19 protein-coding genes are annotated in these 22,689 nt (G+C 67.4%); 11 read left to right on the forward strand and 8 right to left on the reverse strand.

Going from position 1 to position 22,689, the window contains the following annotated elements; genetic code table 11:
* Positions 1 to 39: 39 nt before the first annotated feature.
* Entirely contained in the window at positions 40 to 1,860 is a 1,821-nt protein-coding gene (locus tag AC1DDH_RS15885; RefSeq protein WP_223916598.1) for an AMP-dependent synthetase/ligase, read from the reverse strand.
* A 223-nt stretch (positions 1,861 to 2,083) separates the two neighbouring features.
* On the opposite strand from AC1DDH_RS15885, the gene AC1DDH_RS15890 reads away from it, so the two are divergent.
* Positions 2,084 to 3,178: an ROK family glucokinase gene (locus tag AC1DDH_RS15890; RefSeq protein ID WP_223916600.1), complete on the forward strand. Its 1,095-nt coding sequence runs from the start codon at positions 2,084 to 2,086 to the stop codon at positions 3,176 to 3,178.
* 58 nt (positions 3,179 to 3,236) lie between these two features.
* Here AC1DDH_RS15890 and AC1DDH_RS15895 read toward each other — a convergent pair whose 3' ends face one another.
* Genes AC1DDH_RS15895 through AC1DDH_RS15905 form a run of 3 tightly spaced genes read right to left on the reverse strand, consistent with a single transcriptional unit; the run spans position 3,237 to position 5,549 of the window.
* The gene (locus AC1DDH_RS15895; RefSeq protein WP_476955795.1) at positions 3,237 to 3,956 is read right to left on the reverse strand and encodes a hypothetical protein; all 720 of its coding nucleotides are present in this window, start codon (positions 3,954 to 3,956) and stop codon (positions 3,237 to 3,239) included.
* Positions 3,949 to 4,752, reverse strand: a complete 804-nt coding sequence (locus tag AC1DDH_RS15900) for an alpha/beta hydrolase (RefSeq protein WP_476955796.1) — start codon at positions 4,750 to 4,752, stop codon at positions 3,949 to 3,951. The genes AC1DDH_RS15895 and AC1DDH_RS15900 overlap by 8 nt, the downstream gene beginning before the upstream one ends.
* A complete protein-coding gene (locus tag AC1DDH_RS15905) occupies positions 4,749 to 5,549 on the reverse strand; it encodes an alpha/beta hydrolase (protein ID WP_476955797.1) in 801 nt (266 codons plus the stop codon). Before AC1DDH_RS15905 ends, AC1DDH_RS15900 begins: the two co-directional genes overlap by 4 nt.
* 112 nt (positions 5,550 to 5,661) lie before the next feature.
* Between AC1DDH_RS15905 and AC1DDH_RS15910 the strand changes: the two genes are divergently transcribed.
* Both AC1DDH_RS15910 and AC1DDH_RS15915 read left to right on the forward strand, forming a co-directional pair.
* Positions 5,662 to 6,504, forward strand: coding sequence for a lysophospholipid acyltransferase family protein (locus AC1DDH_RS15910; RefSeq protein WP_223916608.1), 843 nt, complete (start codon positions 5,662 to 5,664; stop codon positions 6,502 to 6,504).
* Between the two features lie 84 nt (positions 6,505 to 6,588).
* On the forward strand, positions 6,589 to 7,983 hold the full coding sequence (locus tag AC1DDH_RS15915) for a class II 3-deoxy-7-phosphoheptulonate synthase (RefSeq protein WP_243179595.1): 1,395 nt from the start codon (positions 6,589 to 6,591) through the stop codon (positions 7,981 to 7,983).
* A gap of 145 nt (positions 7,984 to 8,128) precedes the next feature.
* Here AC1DDH_RS15915 and AC1DDH_RS15920 read toward each other — a convergent pair whose 3' ends face one another.
* Together AC1DDH_RS15920 and AC1DDH_RS15925 are read right to left on the reverse strand one after the other, a co-directional pair.
* Complete coding sequence (locus AC1DDH_RS15920) at positions 8,129 to 10,285, reverse strand: Stk1 family PASTA domain-containing Ser/Thr kinase (RefSeq protein ID WP_476955798.1); 2,157 nt, start codon at positions 10,283 to 10,285, stop codon at positions 8,129 to 8,131.
* Positions 10,286 to 10,406: 121 nt separating this feature from the next.
* Complete coding sequence (locus tag AC1DDH_RS15925; RefSeq protein ID WP_476955799.1) at positions 10,407 to 11,795, reverse strand: lytic transglycosylase; 1,389 nt, start codon at positions 11,793 to 11,795, stop codon at positions 10,407 to 10,409.
* Positions 11,796 to 12,103: 308 nt separating this feature from the next.
* Between AC1DDH_RS15925 and AC1DDH_RS15930 the strand changes: the two genes are divergently transcribed.
* Positions 12,104 to 12,457, forward strand: coding sequence for an Rv2175c family DNA-binding protein (locus AC1DDH_RS15930; RefSeq protein ID WP_026266238.1), 354 nt, complete (start codon positions 12,104 to 12,106; stop codon positions 12,455 to 12,457).
* A gap of 136 nt (positions 12,458 to 12,593) precedes the next feature.
* Here the strand turns inward: AC1DDH_RS15930 and AC1DDH_RS15935 are convergent, their stop codons facing one another.
* Both AC1DDH_RS15935 and AC1DDH_RS15940 read right to left on the reverse strand, forming a co-directional pair.
* Entirely contained in the window at positions 12,594 to 13,688 is a 1,095-nt protein-coding gene (locus tag AC1DDH_RS15935; RefSeq protein ID WP_028275891.1) for a polyprenyl synthetase family protein, read from the reverse strand.
* Positions 13,685 to 14,212, reverse strand: a complete 528-nt coding sequence (locus AC1DDH_RS15940) for a RodZ family helix-turn-helix domain-containing protein (protein WP_028275890.1) — start codon at positions 14,210 to 14,212, stop codon at positions 13,685 to 13,687. The genes AC1DDH_RS15935 and AC1DDH_RS15940 overlap by 4 nt, the downstream gene beginning before the upstream one ends.
* 115 nt (positions 14,213 to 14,327) lie before the next feature.
* Between AC1DDH_RS15940 and dinB the strand changes: the two genes are divergently transcribed.
* The 7 genes from dinB (at position 14,328) to AC1DDH_RS15975 (ending at position 22,687) form a co-directional block, all read left to right on the forward strand.
* Positions 14,328 to 15,584: a DNA polymerase IV gene (dinB, locus tag AC1DDH_RS15945; RefSeq protein WP_476870569.1), complete on the forward strand. Its 1,257-nt coding sequence runs from the start codon at positions 14,328 to 14,330 to the stop codon at positions 15,582 to 15,584.
* A 294-nt stretch (positions 15,585 to 15,878) separates the two neighbouring features.
* The gene (locus AC1DDH_RS15950; protein WP_028275888.1) at positions 15,879 to 16,250 is read left to right on the forward strand and encodes a DUF3040 domain-containing protein; all 372 of its coding nucleotides are present in this window, start codon (positions 15,879 to 15,881) and stop codon (positions 16,248 to 16,250) included.
* A 435-nt stretch (positions 16,251 to 16,685) separates the two neighbouring features.
* Positions 16,686 to 17,114 carry a division/cell wall cluster transcriptional repressor MraZ gene (gene mraZ / locus AC1DDH_RS15955; protein ID WP_028275887.1) on the forward strand — a complete coding sequence of 143 codons (429 nt, stop codon included), beginning with the start codon at positions 16,686 to 16,688 and terminating at the stop codon, positions 17,112 to 17,114.
* A 225-nt stretch (positions 17,115 to 17,339) separates the two neighbouring features.
* On the forward strand, positions 17,340 to 18,338 hold the full coding sequence (gene rsmH, locus AC1DDH_RS15960) for a 16S rRNA (cytosine(1402)-N(4))-methyltransferase RsmH (protein WP_018772338.1): 999 nt from the start codon (positions 17,340 to 17,342) through the stop codon (positions 18,336 to 18,338).
* Positions 18,335 to 19,021 carry a cell division protein FtsL gene (gene ftsL / locus AC1DDH_RS15965; protein ID WP_476955800.1) on the forward strand — a complete coding sequence of 229 codons (687 nt, stop codon included), beginning with the start codon at positions 18,335 to 18,337 and terminating at the stop codon, positions 19,019 to 19,021. The genes rsmH and ftsL overlap by 4 nt, the downstream gene beginning before the upstream one ends.
* A 41-nt stretch (positions 19,022 to 19,062) precedes the next feature.
* Positions 19,063 to 20,865: a peptidoglycan D,D-transpeptidase FtsI family protein gene (locus AC1DDH_RS15970; protein ID WP_476955801.1), complete on the forward strand. Its 1,803-nt coding sequence runs from the start codon at positions 19,063 to 19,065 to the stop codon at positions 20,863 to 20,865.
* A 148-nt stretch (positions 20,866 to 21,013) separates the two neighbouring features.
* The gene (locus tag AC1DDH_RS15975) at positions 21,014 to 22,687 is read left to right on the forward strand and encodes a UDP-N-acetylmuramoyl-L-alanyl-D-glutamate--2,6-diaminopimelate ligase (RefSeq protein WP_476955802.1); all 1,674 of its coding nucleotides are present in this window, start codon (positions 21,014 to 21,016) and stop codon (positions 22,685 to 22,687) included.
* The last annotated feature ends 2 nt before the right edge of the window (positions 22,688 to 22,689 follow it).

Consider the following 22,689-nt stretch of genomic DNA (forward strand, 5'->3'; position numbering starts at 1 on the left):
TGGTGCGGGGTTTCGGTGCGGGGCGGTTGCGGTTGCAGCCTAGGCGAGGGTGGGACGCTTGGCGCTGTACATTTCCTCGATCACGTTCTCGAAGTCCTTGAGCACCTGGGCCCGCTTGACCTTCATGGAGGGGGTCAGATGTCCGGAGGCCTCGGTGAAGTCGGCCGGCACGATCCGGAAGGACTTGATCGCCTCGGCCTGGGACACGGACTGGTTGGCGTGGTTGATGAGCTCCTGGACCGCGGCCATGACGGCGGGGTTGACGGCAGCCTCGGCGAGCGAGGTCGAGGCCGGGAGCCCGTGGCGGCCCAGCCAGCCGGGCAGCGCTTCTTCGTCCAGGGTCACCAAGGCACCAATGAACGGGCGGTTGTCACCGACCACGAGCACCTGCGAGACGAGCGCGTCCGCGCGGATCTGGTCCTCCAGCAGGGCCGGGACGACGTTCTTGCCGCCGGCCGTGACGATGATTTCCTTCTTGCGCCCGGTGATGGTCAGGAACCCCGCCTCGTCCAGCTGGCCGATGTCGCCGGTACGGAACCAGCCGTCCTCGAAGGTTGCAGCGGACAGGTCATCGCGCTTGTAGTAGCCGCGCATGACGCACACGCCCTTGGCGAGGATCTCGCCGTCGTCCGCGATCCTGACGGAGTTGCCCGGAATCGGGGCGCCGACCGTGCCGATCTTGATCAGATCGGGGGTGTTGACGGTGATTGGCGCCGTGGTTTCAGTCAGCCCGTACCCTTCCAGGATCTGCATGCCGATGCCCTGGAAGAAGTGGCCCAGCCGTTCACCGAGCGGCCCGCCGCCGGAAACGGCATGGGAGACGTTCCCGCCCATGGCGGCCCGTAGCTTGCTGTACACGAGCTTGTCGAACACGGCGTGCTTGAGCTTCAGCACGAGCCCGACCTTGCCGGCCTGCCGGGCCCGGGAGAATTCGATGGCGGTGTCCGCGGCGCGGTGGAAGATGGCGCCCTTGCCGCCGTCCTCGGCCTTGGTCAGGGCCGAGTTGTAGACCTTCTCGAAAACGCGCGGGACGGCGAGGATAAAGGTCGGTTTGTAGCTCTGCAGATCCGGCAGCAGGTTCTTGATATCCGGGGTGTGCGCCACCGTGACGCCGGCCGCGACTGCCAGCACAGAGATGAAGCGTGCGAAGACGTGGGCCATGGGCAGGAACATGATGGTCCGCGCCTGCTCGTGGACGATCGTGCCCAGCGACGTGACCAGCGCGTTCTCGGACAGTTCCACGAAGTTGCCGTGCGTCAGCTCGCAGCCCTTGGGCCGGCCGGTGGTGCCCGAGGTGTAGATGATCGTGGCGACATCGTTCAGGGACGCCTGGCTGCGGCGTGCTTCGAGCTCGGCATCGCTGACGCCGGCTCCGGCCGCACGGACCTCGTCCAGGCTGTCGCCCTCGAGCTGCCAGACATGCCCCAGGGCGGTGAGGCCCTCGGAGGTGGCCGCCTGCCGGATGATGTCCTCGTGGTGCGCCGATTCGCCGAACGCGGCCACGGCGCCGGAGTCGCCAAGGTTCCAGGCCACCTGGGAGGGGGAGGAGGTTTCATAGATCGGGACCGAGACGGCGCCGGCGAACCAGATGGCGAAGTCGATCAAGGCCCATTCATACCGGGTGCGGGACATGATGCCCACCCGGTCGCCGGCGGCCACACCGCTGGCCATGAGGCCCTTGGCGAGGGCCGAGACGTCGGCCAGGAATTCCGTGGCGCGGACGTCCTGCCACTGGCCGGCTGCGTCGAGCCGCGAGAACAGCGCAGGGTTGGAGGCCTTGGCCGCCTGGCGCACCACGAGATCGGTGACATTGGTGTCCGGATCGACATTCACCAGGGGCGGGACAATGATTTCTCGCACGACAGCTCCTTTGGTATCCATAGGCCCGCAAGGGGTACCGCTAAGCCTAGTATGCGGCCCCCCGAAGGTGTGTTCTGCGACACCTACTGGCGAGTAACTTTACGGTCGGGGCCGCCGTTCCGCCAGTCGGGGATGCTGCGGGCACGTGCGCGGCGCTCTGCTGCCGCGTCATTCGGCCGGGCTTTCGCTGCCGTTGCGGCCCCGGCGAATAGAATGGGGCACCATGCAGACACCAACACCCGGCCGGCAGCCCGGCCTGCGCCGCCGGACCGCCGCCTGGCGAAGCAGGACCCTGGCCGGAGCCGCGGCCGCCACGGCCGGGCACGACCTCCGCTCACACCTGCGGCTGGGCCGCAAGGGCCTGGCGATCGGCGTCGACATCGGGGGAACCAAGGTTGCTGCCGGCGTGGTGGACGCCGAGGGCAGGATCCTCAGCCAGGCCAAACGCTCCACCCCGGGCAACGACCCGCGCGCCGTGGAACAGGTCATTGTCGAACTCGTCGGAGAGCTGGGCGCCGGACACCGGATCTGGTCGGTCGGAATCGGCGCTGCCGGCTGGATGGACCTCGACGGCGGCACTGTCCTCTTCAGCCCACACCTGGCCTGGCGCAATGAACCGCTGCGCGAGAACCTGCAGCGGCTGCTGCGCCGCCCCGTCCTGCTGACCAACGACGCCGACGCCGCCGCCTGGGCGGAATGGCGCTTCGGCGCCGGACAGGGACAGGACCGTCTGGTCTGCATCACCCTGGGCACCGGAATCGGCGGGGCCATGGTCATGGACGGACGGCTCGAACGCGGCCGCTTCGGTGTGGCGGGGGAGTTCGGCCACCAGATCATCATGCCGGGCGGGCACCGCTGCGAGTGCGGCAACCGCGGCTGCTGGGAACAATACGCCTCGGGCAATGCGCTCGGCCGCGAGGCCAGGGAACTGGCCGCCGCGAATTCCCCGGTTGCCCAGGAACTGCTCAAGGCCGTGGACGGCGACGTGGCACGCATTACGGGCGTGATCGTGACGGAGCTGGCCAAGGCCGGGGACCAGACCTCCCGCGAACTCCTCGAGGACGTCGGGGAGTGGCTGGGCCTTGGCCTGGCGAACCTCGCAGCGGCACTGGACCCAGGCAAGTTCGTGATCGGCGGCGGACTGTGCGACGCCGGCGAGCTGCTCGTCGCGCCGGCCCGAAAGGCCTTCGCGCGGAACCTCACCGGCCGCGGCTTCCGCCCCGCGGCGGAGATCGAACTTGCGGCCCTGGGACCCAACGCCGGGCTGATCGGCGCCGCCGACCTCTCCCGGGTCAGCAGCCGCATGCACACCCAGTAGCGTGCCTTCCTGGGCCCTGAACCAACCAGCGCGGTGCCTGGCGCCCTGGCCGGGTGGACTAGATGCGCGCCCCGTCGTCGTGCTCGTCCTTCTCGCCCGGCAGCTTCATGATCAGGAACACCACGGAGGCCGCGAACGCGGCCACCATGCCCACGATCGCCAGCGTCGGGGCCGACCGCCAGAACATCGCCGAGAACACGAGCGCAATCGGGCCGCCCACCGCGCCAATCCAGGCAAGGACGGTCATCGGATCTGCACCGGCCAGGCTGGGCGGCTCCTCCGGGACGAACACGCCATCGTCGTCGTCGGCCTCGTAGTCCCGGGGGCCGGATGCGGTGTCCGGTGCCTCACTGCTGCCCGCGGCCGGGTTCCCCGGGGCGGAGGCGAGCCGCTCCCTGGCGGAAAGTTCGATCGGCGCGACGCCGGCAAGGCCCAGCGGGTCGAAATCGCTGAACGACCTGTTCGCACCGGTGCCAGCACCGGAGCCAGCGCCGGTGCCGGCGCCGGTGCCGGCGGCGCTGTTGGTTTCGCCGGCCGGGCCGTCAGTTCCCCCAACTGCCTCGTCCCCGCCTGCCCCGACCCCTTCCAGCCTGGCGACCAGATCCAGCCACACGGCGTCGTCATCGGCAAGCGGTTCGTCCGCGGCGGCCGGGTCCTGCGCCTCAGGGGGCGGGGTGGTGCCCGGACGCTGGAGGCCGGATGCGTCAGCGCCAGGCGACCGGGCGTCGTCGGGGTCAGGGGTCTCGGGGTCAGGGACGTCGGGGTCCGGTTTAGTCATTGGCCGTGTCCTTCCGGCTGGCGCGGGCGGCGCCCGGACCGGCTGCGGCTGCAACGGACCGGACAAATTCGGCCGTGCCACGGAAGATCTCGGGCGCGTCGTTGTCCATGGTAGCGACGTGGTAGCTGTTTTCCAGCCGGACCACCTCAAGCGGGGCGTTGGTCAACCCGCCGCGCAGGGCCTCCATGCTGGATTCGGACACCACGTGGTCCACTGTGGAACGGTAGACCCGGACCGGAGCCGTGACGCGGGGCAGCAGCCGCACGGTGTCCTTGAACATCTTGTTGAGCTCGTGCGCGGCGGCCACCGGGGTGCGCGGGTAGGCGCACTCATCCATGCCCGGTTTGAGGATGTCATTGGCGATCGCCGGGGTGCTCTTGAGGACAAACTTCAAGACGCCCGCCAGCGGGGCGCGGGGATCATCGATGACCAGGCCGGGGTTGACCACCACCACCCCCGCTACGGGGCGGGTGGCCGCGATCCGCAACGCGAGGGCGCCGCCCATGGACAGCCCCGCCACGACCACGACGTCGCATTCTTCCGCAAGCTCCAGGTAGGCCGCGTCCAAGGCAGCATGCCAGTCCTGCCACCGGGTCTTGGCCAGCTCCTGCCAGCTCGTTCCGTGCCCCGGCAGCAGGGGCAGCCGGACGGCGAACCCGGCACCGGCCAGGGACAACGCCCAGTCCCGCACACCGTGCGGGCTGCCGGTGAAGCCGTGCGAGACCACGACCCCGGTCCGGGGGATGGTTCCGGTGAACGGGCTGCTGAACGGCGAATGGTCCGGGAGGATGCTCATGGGGACTCCGAGGGGGCGCGGGGCGGCGAAATGGCGTGGGCGTGCTGCAGGAAGAAACGCACTGATTCTTCAAAGAGTAGCGGCGCATCGGCGTCCAGGGTGGCAACGTGCCCGCTCTTCGGGAGGGGAACCACCGTGAGCTCCCGGGACCCGAGCCGCCTGCGCAGCAGCGCCAGGGACGACGGCGGGACCACCGCGTCGGTGTCCGACTTGAACACCAGGGCCGGGGCGGAGACGGACGGCAGGTCCCGGAGGGTCGCGGCGAACAGCCGGCGCAACTGGTGGACGGCGGCCAGCGGCGTCAGGGAGTAGTCACCGTCGTCGGTGGTGGCCGCCGTGGAATTGTCCTCCTGGACGGGCGTGGTGGTGTGCTGGAAGTACTTGAGCAGTCCCACGATCCGGACCCTGCGGTCATAGAAGCTCAGGCCGGGGTTGACGGCGGCCACGCCGGCCACGCTGTGGCGGGCCGCGGTACGCAGGGCGATCGTGCCGCCCATGGACAGTCCCGCGACATAGCAGTCATCAGTCCGGGCGGCCAGGTCCAGGTAGGCCGTTTCAAAGCTCCTGTACCAGTCCTGCCAGCCCTGCCGGGCGAGATCCCGCCAGTGGGTGCCGTGCCCGGGCAGTAGCGGTACCGAGACGGCGAAGCCCTGGGCGGCGAGGTGGCGGGCCCACGGCAGGACGCTGAGCGGGCTGCCTGTGAAGCCGTGGCAGATGGCCACACCGGTCCGGGCGTTGGGGCCGTGGCCCGGGTAGCTGAAAGCGGCGGGCGCAGGGGGAGTGCTGCTTTCAGTCATGAGCCCATCGTGTCACCCCTAGCGCCAAAACTCACTAGAGTAAGGTGTCCATTGAAGCCTGGCCGGACCCGGTTCGGGCCGCAGGCCAGACGCCTTCCGGAGAGGTCACCGAGTGTTTTATTGGTTCATGAAGACGTTTGTCCTGGGGCCGGTGCTCAGGCTGCTGTTCCGGCCCTGGGTCAAGGGCCTTGACAACGTCCCTGCCGAGGGCGCCGCGATCCTTGCCTCGAACCACCTCTCCTTCTCGGATTCCATCTTCATGCCGGTCATGGTGCCGCGGCCGGTCGCGTTCCTGGCGAAATCCGAATACTTCACCGGCACCGGGATCAAGGGCAGGCTGACCGCAGCGTTCTTCCGGCTCACCAACCAGCTCCCCATGGACCGGTCCGGGGGCGCCGCGTCCGCGCAGTCGCTGAACGCCGGGATGGACGTGCTCAAGAAGGGTTCCCTGCTGGGCATCTACCCCGAGGGGACCCGCAGCCCCGACGGGCGCCTCTACCGCGGCAAGGTGGGGGTTGCGCGCCTTGCGCTGCAGGCCCGCGTCCCGGTCATCCCGGTGGCAATGATCGGAACGGACAAGGTCCAGCCGATCGGCAAGCGCGTGCCCAACATCCGCCGCATCGGCATGATCTTTGGCGAACCGCTCGACTTCAGCCGCTACTACGGGATGGAGGATGACCGGCTGATCCAGCGTTCAGTGACTGACGAGATCATGTACGAACTCATGCGCCTCTCCGGCCAGGAATACGTGGATGAGTACGCCGCCGTCGTGAAGCTCCGCCTGGCGGGCAAAGCGCAGGACGCGGCCCCGGACAAAACCCCTGCGGGCCCTGACGCGGTGCAGGATGCGGCCGCCGGCAATACCCCGAACGAAGCCCCAAACACGGCCCCACCGGAAACCCCGAATGAAGCCGCTGCCGGGGATGCGGGGCCGGAGGTTCCCGGCCCCTCATGAGCGGGCCGCGGGTGCCATATGACGGCAGCCGGGCTGTCAATGACAGGCAGGGCCCCCGAACCTTGATGGGGCAACTATCCTTAGATAGTGACCGAGCTATCTGAGAAACCAGTTTCCCCGCTGACCAGCACCGCCCAGAGCGGAGCCGCCAACTATCCCGGACTGGACAACTGGCGGGAGCTCCCGGCCTCGCAGCAGCCCACCTGGTCGGACCCGGCTGTGTTCGAGGCGTCTGTCAAGGAACTTTCCGTCCTCCCGCCCCTCGTGTTCGCCGGCGAAGTGGACATTCTTCGCGAACGGCTCGCCGCCGCCGCGCAGGGCAAGGCGTTCCTGCTCCAGGGCGGCGACTGCGCCGAGACCTTCGAAGCCGCGACGGCGGACAAGATCAGCGCCCGCGTCCGGACCATCCTGCAGATGGCCGTTGTCCTGACCTACGGCGCGGCCATGCCCGTCATCAAGATGGGCCGCATGGCTGGCCAGTTCGCCAAGCCCCGCTCCTCCAACGATGAAACGCGCGAGGGCGTCACCCTGCCGGCCTACCGGGGCGACATCGTCAACGGCTACGATTTCACGCCCGAGTCCCGCGCCCACGACGCCGGCCGGATGCTCAAGGCCTACCACACCTCCGCTTCGACGCTGAACCTGATCCGCGCCTTCACCCAGGGCGGTTTCGCGGACCTGCGCCTGGTGCACCAGTGGAACAAGGGCTTCACCGAGAACCCGGCCCACGCCCGCTACGAGTCCCTGGCCCGGGACATCGACCGCGCCATCAAGTTCATGGCCTCCTGCGGTGCCGACTTCGAGGCCCTGAAGCGGGTGGAATTCTACGCGAGCCACGAGGCCCTGCTGCTGGACTACGAGCGCGCCCTGACCCGCATCGACTCGCGCACGGGGCTGCCCTACGACACCTCCGCGCACTTCCTCTGGATCGGGGAGCGGACCCGCGAGCTGGACCACGCACACGTTGACTTCCTCTCCCGCGTCCGCAACCCGATCGGCGTCAAGCTCGGCCCGTCGACCAGCGGCGACGACGCCCTGCGCCTGATCGACAAGCTGGATCCGAACCGGGAGCCCGGCCGGCTCACCTTCATCACCCGCATGGGTGCGGGCAACATCCGCGAGAAGCTGCCGGCGATCGTCGAGCGCGTCACCGCCTCCGGGGCCCAGGTCCTTTGGGTCACCGACCCCATGCACGGGAACACGGTCACCTCGCCCAACGGCTACAAGACCCGCAATTTCGACGACGTCATTGACGAAGTGCGCGGATTCTTCGAAGTCCACCACGCGCTCGGCACCGTTCCCGGCGGCCTGCACGTGGAGATGACGGGGGACGACGTCGCCGAGTGCCTCGGCGGAGCCGACCCGATCGACCAGGAAGCCTTCCTGGACCGCTACGAGTCGGTCTGCGATCCGCGCCTGAACCACATGCAGTCGCTCGAGATGGCGTTCCTGGTGGCCGGAGCGCTCTCCAAGCGCTGACGCACTGATCGGCAGAATGCGTCTGGCAGAACGCATTCCGGCAGAACGTTTCCCACAGAACGCATTCTGAGAAAAAGCTCCGCCCGGCTACAGCAGCCGGGCGGAGCTTTCTTGTGTAATGGCAGAGGCCGGAGCGGGGTGCCGGTCAGACGACGGTGAGCGTGACGGTCGAGCCTTCCGGGGCCTTCGTGTCCACCGGATTCTGGTCCCGGACCGTGCCGAAGAAACCGCCGAGGATGTTATCGACCTGGACTTTGAAGCCGAGTTTCTCAAGGGCTTCCTGGGCCTCCGAGGCCTGCTTGCCGATGAAGCTGGGGACCTCGACGAGCTTCGGGCCCTTCGAGATGGTCAAGGTGACGGTGCCGCCCTTGGTCAGGTTGCCGGAGGCCGGGTCCTGCGCCAGCACCGCGCCCTCGGGGACGTTCCTGTCGTTGACTGCTTCCGGGGCCACCACGGCCTTCAGGCCGGCGGCTTCCAGGGCCTTAACAGCGGCGTCCTGCGCCTGCCCGCGAACATCCGGGACCGGGATGGGCTGCGGGCCCTTCGAGACGGTCAGGCCCACGGGCGTCCCGTGCCTGACCGGGTTGCCGCTGCGCGGAGCCTGGGCAAGGACGGTTCCGGCAGGCGCCTTCTCGTCGAAGGTCTCGGTAATCGGGCCCAAAGCCATCTGGGCGCCGTTGAGCGTGGTCTTGGCCTCGTCGAGGCTCTTGCCGGCCAGTTCCGGCAGCGGGAACAGCTCCGGGCCCTTGGACACGGCCAGCGACACGGGCTGGAACTTGCGGATGACCTCCCCGGCGGTCGGCTCCGAGCCGACCACGAGCCCGGGCGAGACGTCGTCGTCGAAGACATCCTTCACCGTGGATTGGAAGCCGGCGGTGCGGAGCAGGTCCTGGGCCTCGGCAACGGTCTTGTTCGCCACCGGGGGAATCGTTCCCGGCGACCCTGGACCCATGCCGAAGAACCAGCCGGCGACGGCGGCGAGCAGCGCCGCGACGACGAGCAGGACGATCCACAGCAAGCCGCGGCGCCGGGGGTTGCCCTCGTGCAGGGTCCTGGTGGGCGTGGCGGCGGCGCGCTGGCGCGCCTTCTCCTCGTCCCGGTCCAGTTTGCGCTGGGCGCGTTTGCTGGGGGCAACCGCGCCCTCCGCCGGGCCGTCATACCCGGCGCCGTCGTAGGCCGCCTCGTCCGGGGTGGACAACGGTCCGTAGGCCGGACGCCGCGGGGCACCGGACATCACGGTGGTCGGGTTGCCGCTGGTGCGGGAAATCATCTCGGTGGGCCGGGCGAGGCTGCCGTATACCTCAGTCTGCAATTCCGTGGGCATTCCGGTGGGCGGAAGCACGTGGGCCGTTTCCTGCGCGTCCGACGCCGGACCGGTACCGCCTGGCGGCCGGGTTGGCGGTGCTGTGACGGCCGGCAGGGTGCTGCGAGCCGCTGGCGGCTGGAGGTCGAGTTCGGCGTCGCTGAGGTTGGTCCTGATGTGCCGGAGCTCGGACAACAGGGCGCTGCCGTCGACGGGGCGCTTGTCCGGGTCCCGGTCCGTGCACCACTGGACGAGTTCGTCGATCTCCGCGGCCAGCCCGGGCACCTCCAGCGAGGGCGCTGCGACGGTGGAATTGACGTGCTGGTAGGCGACCTGGATGGGCACGTCGCCTTCGAACGGCTGCCGGCCCGTGATCATTTCGTAGAGCATGATCCCGACGGAATAGATGTCGCTGCGGGCATCTGCCTGTTTGCCCAGGACAAGTTCGGGGGAGATGTAGGCGACGGTCCCGATCAGGGCGCCCGTGCTGGTGGACGTCGAGATAGCGCGTGCCAGGCCGAAGTCGCCGAGCTTGATCCGCCCGTCGTCGGCGATCAGGACGTTTTCGGGCTTGATGTCCCGGTGGATCATTCCGGCGGCGTGCGCGGCGCCGAGGCCTTCGACGACCGGATCGATCAGCGCCAGGGCCAGCCGCGGCGACAGGGCGCCCTTGTCATTGAGGACATCCCGCAGCGTGTGGCCCTTGATGAATTCCATGACCAGATAGGCGAGCCGGCCGTCCTCGCCCTGGTCCAGGACGCCCACGACGTGCGGGTGGGAGAGCCGGGCGGCAGCCTTGGCTTCGCGGCCCAGCCGATCGAGGAACTGCGGGTCGTCAGCCAGATGGGGATGGAGCACCTTCAGCGCGACATCACGCTCAAGGCGCTGGTCCGTGGCGAGGTACACGGTGGACATCCCGCCGCGGGCAAGCCTGGATTGAACCTGGTAGCGGTTGTCCACCAGGTTCCCTACGAGAGCATCCGACACGTATTCCTGCACCTTACAATCGTAGTCGCTGGACAGAAACGGGCCCGAATCAACATGCGATCCGGGCCCGTAGCGTCACGCTCCGCCGAAAGGGAGCCTGTGCTGGAGTCTGTAGTTGGCCGAACGGCCGGGTTTAGCCGAACAGTTGCCGGTTGGCCTTGATGGCGGCGACGTAGCCCTTGGTGTCCTCGAACATGCCGTTCTGACTCACCGAGTACTGGCCCTGGTAGTAGCCGGCGATTGCGGTGTCCACATCCGGGCTCGTGCGGACCAACTGGCGGATGATCGCGATGCCTGCCGTGGCGTTGTCGTACGGATCGAGCAGGTTCAGCTGGCGGCCCACCAGATCGGAGGCCCATTCGCCGGAGGACGGGATGACCTGCATGGTGCCGATCGCATTGGCCGGTGACACGGCACGCTGGTCGAAGCCGGATTCCTGGAAGGCAAAAGCCAGTGCAAGGCTGGCGTCCACGCCCATGCGCCGGGCCGTGTCCGCCACGATCGACTTCATCTGCTGGCGGGTGGGCACCGGAGAGGCATTGAGCAGCGCCTTGTTCTGGTTGGCCGAGCTGACCACCGCGGCCGGGTAGCTGAACCCGAGGAACGTGCTGGGCACGAGGGGCGTGGTGGTGGCAGGCGTGCTCGATGCCGGTGCGATGGTCGACGCGCCGGGGATGACGAGCTTCTGGCCGGGGTAGATGATGCTCGACATTGTCAGCCGGTTGGCCGACAGGACGTCCGAGAGCCTGACACCGTTGCGGGCCGCGATGCCGGAGAGGGTGTCGCCGGCCTTGATGGTGTAGGAGCCGGAACTGGCGGGCGCGGGCGCCGACGGCTTGGGTGCGGCGGCCGTCACGGGTGCAGAGGGGGCCGGCGTGCTGGAACCGCCGCCGACCTTGACCTTCTGGCCGGGATAGATAACGGAGCTCATGCCGAGCCCGTTCCACTTGAAGATCTCGGAAAGGCCAACGCCGTGGCGGGTGGCGATGGCGCTCAGGGTGTCGCCGGACTTGACGACGTACACGCTGCCGCCGCCCGAGGCGGGCGTTGTCGGCGTCGATTTCGCCGGTGCGGACGGTTTGGGCGCTGCCGGCGTCGAGCCCGTGAGCTTGATCTTCTGCCCCGGGTAGATGATGGTGTTCGGCTGCAGGTTGTTCAGCTTGAGCACGGCAAACGTGTCCAGACCGTAGCGGCCGGCAATGGCACTGATGGTGTCGCCGCGGGCGATCGTGTAGACGGCCGGAGCCGCCGCCTGTGCAGGCCGCAAGGCGCTCGGCAGCGTCACCGGGACGGAGGCGGCCGGGATCACTGCCGCCTTCAGGGATGTCGCCGCGTCAGCCTTCGCCTGGGCACGCATGGCGGCCGCGAGCGTTGCCGGGACCGAGCGCACCCGCGATTCGGCTGCGGCAGGCTGGGCGATCGCCAGGGAGGAAAGCACGACGGCGGGAAGCGCCGCCGTCGTCGCCGCGATGAGCGGCAGGCTGCGCCCCGGACGGAGCTGTGGCGAACGTGAGGTTGTCATTGGAAAGATCCTCTTCTCAGCGGCAACGCTGCGGTCAGGCCGGTAGAACTGGTGTTACCAGTGTGACAAAAGTTATTTCTGTTACAAATGTGATCTATGTGAATCTCTCATGAATTGGCAATTAGCACAAGAACCGTTTGACATTCCGCAAACCCGTTTCCGGTGGAGTGTCGCCCGAAAGTCGCTCCAGGGGAGTCCCCCGGTGAAGCCGGGCGGCATTCCGGCACGGCGGGACCGGCCATGCCCGCAGCGTGAATTCTGCGGATGCCGACTAGGCGGCGGGGCACCGGCCGTGGCAATCTTTATGCGTGAGTAATGTAGAAAGCCTCGTGGGCGAATGGCTGCCCCTGCCCGATGTCGCACAGCTTCTGAACGTATCTATCACCAAGGTCCATGCATTGCTGGACGAGCGTGCGCTGGCGGCCGTGAGAATCGGCGACCGGCGCATCCGGTCCGTGCCTGCGGCTTTCATCCAGGACGGGCATGCGGTGGAGAGCCTGAAAGGCACCATTGTTGTTCTCTCAGACGCCGGATACTCGGATGAGGAACTGATCAACTGGCTCTTTACGCCGGACGATTCCCTCCGCGGCCGGCCCATTGACGCCCTGCGGGAAGGGCGCAAGACCGAAATTCGCCGCAGGGCGCAATCACTGGCCTGGTAAAAGCAGACCGGCAGCAACTGCGCCGGCAGCATCCCCCGGACGTGCCATGACGGGCCGTGCACAGCGCAAGCGCCGTGCACGGCCCGCCGCGTTTCCAGGCACCGTTTAAAAAGGCATTGCTGCCGTGAGGGCCGGGTTAAGCGGCGCGGCTGACCGTGGCTTCTGCCAGCCTGCGGAGCGCGGTTTTGGGCAGCTCCTGAAGCGGCAGCAGGTCCAGGGCGGCGAAGGCGGCCTTGCCGAACTCCTCGATGAGCACTTCCGTGGCCTGGAGTGCGCCGCAGTCCACGATGATCCGCCGGATCTCCTCGATGTCCGCGTCGCCGAGATCGGGGCTGCCCAGCTTGGCGTCGATGAACTCTGATTCGGCCGCGGAGGCCTGGTCCAGGGCGAAGGCCACCAGGACCGTGCGCTTGCCCTCACGGAGATCGTCCCCGGCAGGTTTGCCGGTGGTGACGGGGTCACCGAAGACGCCAAGGACATCGTCCCGCAGTTGGAACGCCTCACCGAGCGGCAGCGCGAACGCGGAATAGCCGCGCAGCAGCTCGTCGCCGGCGCCGGCCAGGGCGCCGCCGAGGGCGAGCGGGTGTTCGGTGGAGTATTTGGCCGACTTGAACCGGATGATGGACTGGGCCCGGCTGACGGCCCCGGCGCGGTCCCGCCGGGGCCCGGCGACCTCTTCCAGGATGTCGAGGTACTGCCCGGCCATGACTTCTGCACGCATGAGGTTGAAGATCAGCCGTGCCGGGCTGCCGGAGGCGGCACGGTGTCCGATCTCCGTGAACGATTCCTCGCTGAAGGACAGGCAGAGATCCCCGGTCAGGATCGCTGCCGCGTGGCCGAACCGCTCGCTGTCCAGCGCCCAGCCCTGGGCCTCGTGCAGTTCAATGAACCTGCGGTGGACGCTGGGTCCGCCCCGGCGGGTGTCCGAGCGGTCAATGATGTCATCGTGGATCAGGGCCGCGGCCTGGAACAGCTCCAGGGCCGAGCCGGCGGTGACCACCTCGGCCGCGCCGGCTTCTCCGCCGGCGCCGCGCCACCCCCAGTAGCACATGAGCGCCCGCAGGCGCTTTCCGCCCGTGACCAGGTTTGAGATCGAGCCCATGAGCGGATCGATGTCCTGGGAGATCGAGGCCATGATGGCCTGTCGGCTGGTCAGGAACTCGGTGAGCTTGCCGGCGACGGCGGCCACGTAATCCGCCTGCTCGAGCCGCAGCTGTTCGGCGAGACTCACTTGACGGACTCGGCAGCGACGTTCGCACCGATCGTGAACGTGGACACCCCTGTTGTCTGCATGACGGAGATGTTCACGGTTTCGTTGTCCCCGCGCAGGAAGTCCTTGGAAGGCAGGGCACCGACGGTTTCCCCGGGTACGGGCTTGAATCCCTGCGCCTGCAGCCCCTTGGCGTAGAAAGCCAGGACATCGGCGGCCGGGGCGGTGATGCTGCCGACCAGTGCCGCGGTTGCCGGCACCGTGGTTTTGTCGAAGCTGCTGGAGACGACCTGGGCTCCTGGCATCAGCGGCAGGAGTTTCTGCGGGAAGCCGGGTACGAGGGCGCCGACCGTGGCTGACGTGCCGGGCTCCGCGGAAGGGCTGGGGGGAGCCGTGGTGGAGGACTGCGCAGAGGCGTCCGGGGTCGACGCCGGCGACGCCGCCGGGCTCCCGGTGCCGGCAGGCGTGCATGCGGCCAAGGCCAATAGCGCGCCAGCCGCCGCGATGGCGGCTGCGGCACGTTTGCGCTGTCCAAATACCTTCACAGGGACTTTCCTCCTGGGGTTGAAGCGGAATCAGCCTCCAGTTTAGTCAGTCCCCGGGCATAGGATTGAAGACGTGGGGCCGGACGCAGAGAATCAGCAGGGAGCGCAGAGGAATATGCACCCCAACGGGCCCTCGAATGCGCAGCCCCAGATCCAGCCTGCCGGCAGCCTGGGCGGGGACTCACTGCTGGAACTGCGGCGCAGCAGCATCATGCACGTGGACATGGACGCCTTCTTTGTCTCCGTGGAGTTGCGCAGCCGGCCCGAGCTGAAGGGAAAGCCCGTGATTGTGGGCTACCCGGCGGACCGCTCCGTGGTGCTCTCCGCGTCCTATGAGGCCCGCGCCTTCGGCGTCAGATCGGCGATGCCCATGGTGGTGGCGGCGCGCATGTGCCCCTCGGCTGTCATCATCGAGCCCCGCCACAAGCTGTACTACGAAGTGTCCGGCCAGATCATGGCAATCTTTGGTTCCATCACCGACCTCGTCGAGCCGCTCAGCGTGGATGAGGCGTTCCTGGACGTCGGGGGAGCCATCCGGAGGCTCGGGCCGCCACGGGAGATTGGCGAACTCATCCGGGCCCGCGTGTTCCGGGAGCTGGGCATTACGGCATCAGTGGGCATCGCCGCCAGCAAGTTTGTGGCCAAGATCGCGTCCACCCGCTGCAAACCGGACGGGCTGCTGCTGATCCGGCCGGAGGAAACCGTCCCCTACCTGCACAGCCTTCCCGTCAGTGCGCTCTGGGGAGTCGGCGGCAAGACCGTGGAGGTGCTGGCCCGACGGGGCATCAGGACGGTGGCGGACGTCGCAGCGTCGCCGCTGCCCTCGCTGCGCAAGCTGCTGGGCGCATCGGGGGAGCATGTCTACCGGCTCTCCTGGGGCATCGATCCGCGGCCCGTGACGCCGGTCCGCCTGGAAAAGAGCATTGGTGCCGAGGAGACGTTCGCCACTGACACCGCGGATGACGCGCTGCTTCACAGGGAGCTGCTGCGCCTTTCGCACCGGACGGCGGAGCGCCTCCGCAGTGCCGGTATGCACGCCCGCACCGTGGCGCTCAAGCTGCGCTACGCCGACTTTTCCACTATTACCCGCAGCCGCACCGTGAGCACACCGATCGACAGCGCCCAACTCCTGTACGCGGTGGCAGTGCAGCTCCTGGAATCTGTGGGTCAGCGGCCCATGACGGTCCGGCTGGTCGGCATCCGCGCCGAGCAGCTGGAAGAGGCCGCCGATGCCCCGCTTCAGCTCAGTCTTGACCGCCGGGACGACAACTGGCGGGCCGCCGAACAAGCCCTCGATGCTGTCACCCGGAAGTTCGGCAACAAGTCCGTCCTTCCGGCCCGGCTCCTGGATTCCGGGGGCGCCCTTGAGTGAACCCGGCCGGAACCCCGTCGGGCCGCCCGTTCCCAAGGGTTCCGGCGGCGAAAGGGCCTTAAGACTGTCTTTCAGAACAGGCCGCAACAATCTATCCTTATTAATACCTAGGTTTAGGACTACTGGATCGACCGTTAGGGCGACCTGGCCAGCTAAGACCGGCGCGGGAGAGCTGATTCGACCCCCTTTTCACCAATGGCGGTGACGGGGGAACCACTTCGGAATCCCGGGCGTTAGGGAATTAGGGCAATGGCCACGTCATGCCCGGACGTTGGCAGACTTGAGGAGGTCGTGATGCCGCTCTCGGAACACGAACAGAAGTTGCTGGAGCAACTTGAGAAGCAGCTGCATGAGGACGACCCAAAGTTTGCAAGCTCAATGGGATCGGTCCCCGGACGCTCATGGTCCACCCGCCACCTTGTCATCGGCGTGCTCGCGACTCTCGCGGGCGTGCTGCTGTTATTGGTCGGGGTGTCGATGCAGAACATCTTTGTCGGGGTCCTCGGCTTTGTTGTGATGGGCGCCGGCGTCTATTTCGCCACGATGCGCAGTTCTGCGGTCGGCAAGGCCAGGGCAGCCGGCGGACGCAAGCAGGGCAAGCCCAGGAGTTCGTTCATGAGCAACCTCGAGCAGCGCTGGGACGAACGGCACGGGGGCGAGTCCTAAACCGCTCAGTGACGGCCCCGTAAAGTCCTCCACTTCCCGCCACCGGTCCGCCGGGGAGCGGCGCGAGACCCGCTTCGGCGGGTCTTTCGCCATTTAACGCGGTTATTTCCGGCGCCTTTGCTGCAGCCTTGCTGGAATTTGGCTTCGATGGCGCCGCAAAAGGGACAACCGCACCGAATTATTCGCTCCCGCGCCGGTACGCCCCGTCAATCGGTGCGGGGTGGGAGGCAAGCAGGCAAAAATCGCTCCACTTTCCCCCACCAGTCCCGATTGCCTGCAAATGCTGGGAAGAAGGGGGATAAACATCCGCAGAATTGTCTAAACATCCCGGGCGTGTCGTTGACTGTGGAGCGATGTGGAGTAATGTGGAGGACGTAAGAGGGTAGTGGCAGCACAGGGGACGTTGGACTTCCTAAAACAGACAGGCGGTGGGCCGTGTTTCTCGGCACACATTCGCCGCGTCTGGATGAAAAAGGTCGAATTATCCTCCCCGCGAAGTTCCGAGAGGAACTTGCCAGCGGGCTGGTTCTCACAAGGGGCCAGGAGCGTTGCATCTACGTCTTCAGTGAGGCGGAATTCGGCCGGGTTCACGAGCAGATGCGGGAGGCTCCAATTTCCTCCAAGCAGGCACGTGACTACATCCGTGTTTTCCTCTCTGGAGCCTCGGACGAGGTACCTGACAAGCAGGGGCGCGTGACGATTCCGCCGGCGCTCCGGGAGTATGCAGGTCTTGGCCGGGAACTCGCCGTCATTGGCGCAGGATCCCGGGCAGAGATCTGGGACGCCCAAGCCTGGAATGAGTACCTGGCCGAAAAGGAAACCGCCTTCTCGGAAACAGACGACGCCATCCCGGGGATTCTCTGAACCCCCACTGATCCACCAGCAAACAACGTTCCTTGATCGAGATCTCCAGCCGCCCATCCGGTTGTTGTCCTGGCTCACTTCCCCGGAGCCAGGCCGGCGCAGGATAGGCGCGGATGGGGATCTGGACCAAGGAACGTTGCGTAAGAGCAGTACCAAGCAACGCGCAACTAGCAAAGCGCAACTAGCAAAGCTCAAAACAAACAAGGCCAACGAAAGGACGAAGGCATGACGGATCCCGACCAGGCGAAGCCGACGTCCGAACGCCATGTACCGGTCCTCAAGGACCGGTGCATCAATTTGTTGGCCCCCGGCATCGAGGCCGCACGGAGCCGCGGCGAGACCCCAGTGGTGATCGACGCCACGCTCGGCATGGGCGGACACTCGGAGGCCCTCCTGCAGCGCTTCCCGGACCTTCACCTGATCGGCATCGACCGCGACGAGGAAGCCCTGGCACTGGCGGGGGCCAGGCTGGCGCCCTTCGAGAACCGGACCGACCTCGTTCACGCCGTCTACGACGAAATCCCGGACGTCCTCGAAGACCTGGGCTTCACCGAAGTCCACGGAGTGCTCATGGACCTCGGCGTATCGTCCCTCCAGCTGGACGAGCGGGAACGCGGCTTCGCCTACTCCTTCGATGCGCCCCTGGACATGCGGATGGACACCAGCCGGGGCCAGACGGCCGCCGATGTCGTCAATAACTACAGCGAAGAAGAACTCGTCCGGATCATCCGGAAGTGGGGCGAAGAGAAGTTCGCCGGCCGCATCGCGAACAGGATCGTGGCCGCGCGCGCCGAAAAGCCCTTCACCACCACCGGCGAACTGGTCGACCAGATCCGGGCCGTGGTGCCCGCCGGTGCCGCCAAATCCGGCGGCCACCCCGCGAAGCGCACTTTCCAGGCGCTCCGGATCGAGGTCAACGAGGAACTGGACGTCCTCGAGCGCGCCATCCCGGCAGCGATCGAGGCCATCGCCCTCGGCGGCCGTGTGGTGGTCATGTCCTACCACTCCCTGGAAGACAAGATCGTCAAGGGCTTCTTCCAGGCCGGATCGAAGTCCTCGGCGCCGCTCGGCTTCCCGGTCGAGCTCGAAGAGCACAAAGCCGAACTCAAAACCCTGACAAAGGGCACCGAGGTACCCACCGCCGCTGAAATCGCCGAAAACCCCCGCGCAGCTTCCGCCCGGCTGCGCGCCGTCGAACGCATCAAAGCCAGGAGAGCCGCATGAGCACCGCCGCCGTCAACAGCTACCCCGTTGCCCAGGGCGCCACTGCCCGTGCCCTGCCCGGCCTCCGCCCCGGCCTTGACCAGCCCCGCAAGGCACGCACCCCGCTGTCGGTGGTCCGCTCCGTGCCGCGCAAGCGCCGCGCACCGTTCGTGGTGCTCTGCTTCGGGCTCCTGGCGATTGCCCTCATGGCCGTGCTGGTCCTGAACATCTCCGTCTCCTCCGCCCAGTACCAGCTGGTCCAGCTCCGCAGTGAACAGACCACACTGACCAAGCAGAACCAGGACCTCACCCAGCAGGTGCAGAACTTCGACGCCCCGCAGAACCTGGCGGCCAAGGCCACGGAGCTGGGCATGGTGGCTTCGGTCGCCAAGGGCCAGATCGACCTCTCCACCCTCAATGTCACCGGCAAGGCCAAGCCGGCCGTCAAGGGTGATGCCCCGGGCGCCGTCATCGCCGCACCGGCCGTCGCCGGGCAGCTCACGGTTGTCCCGCCGGCCACGGAGAACGAGCCTCTCGCCCAGCGCAAGGCGGCGGACACCAGGCCGGCCGACACCAGACCGGCGGACACAGACAAGGCGCCGGCAGCTGTGAAGCCCGCCCCCGCACCGAAACCCGCCGCCCCCGCCGTGGAACTCCACGGCGGCTCGGTTCCCGCCCCCGCACAAAAGACGCCGGGGCAGTAACGTTCACTGACCACCAGCAAGGCAAGCAGCAAGGACTCACCGTGGCGAAGAACTCCGGCAGGGCAAGCAAGGCGAAAGCCCCAAACCCCACCCGGCGGCTCCGCGTGGGGCTTGGCATCATGCTGGCGCTCCTGCTGGTGGTCGGCGGCAAGCTGTTCATGGTCCAGGGCCTGGACATCGGGGGACTGGCTGAGGCCGCCCTCAACAACAGGCTCACGCCCACCGTGCTGCCCGCGGAGCGCGGCAGCATCCTCGATTCCTCCGGCGCGGTCCTGGCCAGCAGCGTCATCCGCTACAACGTCGTTGTGGACCAGACAGTCAACACCAAGACCGAAACCTTCCGCCGGTTCGAGACCATCAACGGCAAGGACGAGCTCGTCAAGGTCACCCGGGACCAGGGCATCTCCGAACTCGCCGCCGTGCTCGGCATGGACCGCGGCACCCTCCGCGATGCCCTGACCGGAACCCAGCGCTACTACATCGTGGCCAAGGACCTGAAACCGGACGTCGAGGACAAGGTCTCCAAGCTGCAGATTCCCGGCATCGTCACCGAAGGCACCAGCAAGCGGGTCTACCCCAACGGCTCCGTGGCCGGCGGAATTGTGGGTTTCCTCAAGGACGGCAGCACCGGACAGGCGGGCCTCGAGCAGACCCAGGACGAGGTACTCAAAGGCACACCGGGCAAGCGGCTCTTTGAAATCGGCGCCGACGGACTGCGCATCCCGGTCGGTGTGGACCAATTGACGCCGGCGGTGAACGGCAAGGACATCAAACTCACGCTGAATTCGGACCTGCAGTACTTCTCCCAACAGGCGATCCAAAGCCAGAAGGACAAGCTCAGCGCCGAGTGGGGCGTGATCGTTGTCCAGGACGTCAAGACCGGCAACATCGTGGCCATGGCCGATACCGACTCCCCGGATCCGAACGACCCCGGCAAGGTTGCCGCCGAGGACCGCGGGGTCCGGGCCGTCACCGCCGCCTACGAGCCCGGCTCGGTGGAGAAGATGATCACGGCCGCAGCTGCGATTCAGGAAGGGAAGTCCAGCCCGCTGGACAGGTTCACCATTCCACCGACCTACACAGTGGACGGCCAGACCTTCAGTGACGCGTTCGAACACGGCACCGAGCAGCGGACGCTGGCGGGCATTGTCGGCTATTCCATGAACACCGGCACAGTCATGGTGGGCCAGCGGCTGAGCAAGGAACAGCGCTATGACTGGCTGCGGAAGTTCGGCATCGGCGATGCCCCCGACATGGGTCTGCCGGCCGAATCCAAGGGCATCCTGACCCCGGCCGACCAGTGGGACGGGCGCCAGCAATACACAGTGCTCTTCGGCCAGGGCGTCGCCCAAACCACCCTCCAGACTGTCCGGGCCTACCAGAGCATCGCCAACGACGGCGTGATGCTCCAGCCCCGGCTGATCGACAGCTACATCAACCCGGACGGTGCCGAGGAAAAAGTCCCGGCCAAAGCCCCGCAGCAGGTCGTCTCCAAGGAAACCGCCAAACAGGTCCGCGACATCCTTGAGAGCGCCGTAACCGAGGGCGAGATCAAAGAGGCTGCGATCGACGGGTACCGGGTGGGCGCCAAGACCGGCACATCCGAATCGCCCTGCGACGACGGCAAATCAGGGTTCTGCGGCTATACGGCCTCCATCATCGGAATGGCGCCCATGGACGATCCGCGGTTTATTGTTGAGGTGGTCCTGCAACGGCCCAAGGGAAGCATCTTCGGAATCACCAACGGACCGGTGTTCCGTTCGGTGATGAGCCAGACGCTGCGCACATTCAACGTCCAGCCCTCCACCGGCGAACCCGCGCGGCTGCCGCAGTACGCCAAGTAGCGCCTGTTCCACCTGGCACCCGGAAGTCACCAGCCGACGCCACACCCATTGCCTGCGCGCCGGAGCATTTCCGCGTGCGCAGGTCCCGATCTACCAGTGCCCGATTTTTTTCAGTGCCCGATCCACTAGCACCACAACGGAGATCCACTTGTCAGAGCTCACCGACCCCGATGCTTCCGCGCCGTCCGGCCATGACTCCACCCAGGGCTTCCGGCCCACTGCGGTTGCCGCAGTGCCGCTGGCAGACATTGGCGCGGCGATCGGCGTCGCCGTTCCCGGTGCATCCGGCTCCGTCCAGGTCACCGGGATCTCCCTGAACTCCCGGTCGGTCCGCCCGGGAGACCTGTACGTGGCCCTGCCGGGCGCCACACGGCACGGGGCCGACTTCGTGTCCCAGGCCGTCGACGCCGGCGCCGTGGCGGTCCTGACAGACGACGCCGGGGCGCGCCTGCTGGCCCTGGGCCATGACATCGCCGTCCCGGTCCTGCTGGCCCACGAGCCGCGCAGCGTGGTCGGCCGGCTGTCCGCGCTCATCTACCAGAGCAGGCCCGACGGCGCCGGGGCACCGGCCCTCTTCGGGGTGACAGGCACCAACGGCAAGACCACCACCACCTATTTCATCAATGCCCTGCTGCGGGCGCTGGGTAAGCGGACCGGGCTGATCGGGACGATTGAGATCCTGGCCGGCGGGGAGCCGATCCCGAGCCTGCTGACCACTCCCGAATCCACGGATGTGCACGCACTGCTGGCGCTCATGCGCGAACGCGGGCTCGATGCCGCCTCCATGGAGGTTTCCTCGCACGCCGTGTCCTTCCACCGTGTCGACGCCGTGGTGTTCGACGTCGCCGGCTTCACGAACCTCACCCAGGACCACCTGGACCTGCACGGGACCATGGAGGAATACTTCCAGACCAAAGCCCGGCTGTTCACGCCGGAACGCGCCCGCGCCGCCGTGGTCACCATCGATGATGACTGGGGCCGCAAGCTTGCGGCCACCGCCGAAATCCCGGTCACGACCCTGGCCACGGCCGGGACCGACGGCGCCGGGCCGGCTGACGCCGACGGGGCCGCGGACTGGACCGCGGACTGGACTGTGGTCCGGACTGCTCCGCGGGGCCTCGGCTCAGACTTCGTCCTCCGGCACCGCGACGGCGCCGAGCTGCGCGTCCACACGGGCCTGCCGGGCGGCTTCAACGTCGCCAATGCCGCGCTGGCCACGGTGATGGTCCTCGCCGGGGGCCACGAGCCGGCCGCGGTGCAGGCCGCCCTCGACGCCGCGGATCCCTTCACCGTTGCCGTGCCGGGCCGGATGCAGCTCGTGTCCACGGCCCCGGCCGCCGTGGTGGACTTCGCGCACAACCCCGACGCACTGGCCCGTGCCCTCGCAGCCGTCCGGTCCCCGGAACCCGGATCCAGAGTGATCATCGTTTTCGGCGCCACCGGACAGCGGGACCAGGGCAAACGCCCCGCGATGGGTGCCATCGCGGCGCGGCTGGCGGACACCGTGATTGTCAGCGACGACGATCCCCATGACGAGGACGCGGCGGCCATCCGCGCGGACGTCCTTACCGGCGCCCTGGCGGCCAAGGACGACGAAGGCCTGGACTGCACAGTCCTGGAGGTCTTCCCGCGCGACGCCGCCATCCTGAAGGCCGTAGAGCTCGCCGGAGCCGGGGACACCATCCTCGTGGCCGGGCGCGGTCACGAGGTCTGGCAGGAAGTCAAGGGAGTCAACCTGGCACTGGATGACCGGGTGGAGCTTCGGAACGCCTTGACAGCACGGGGATTCACCGTTCTCGAAGACCACCGGATAGAGTCCTAAAC

The organism is Arthrobacter sp. 10T425, assembly GCF_056393985.1.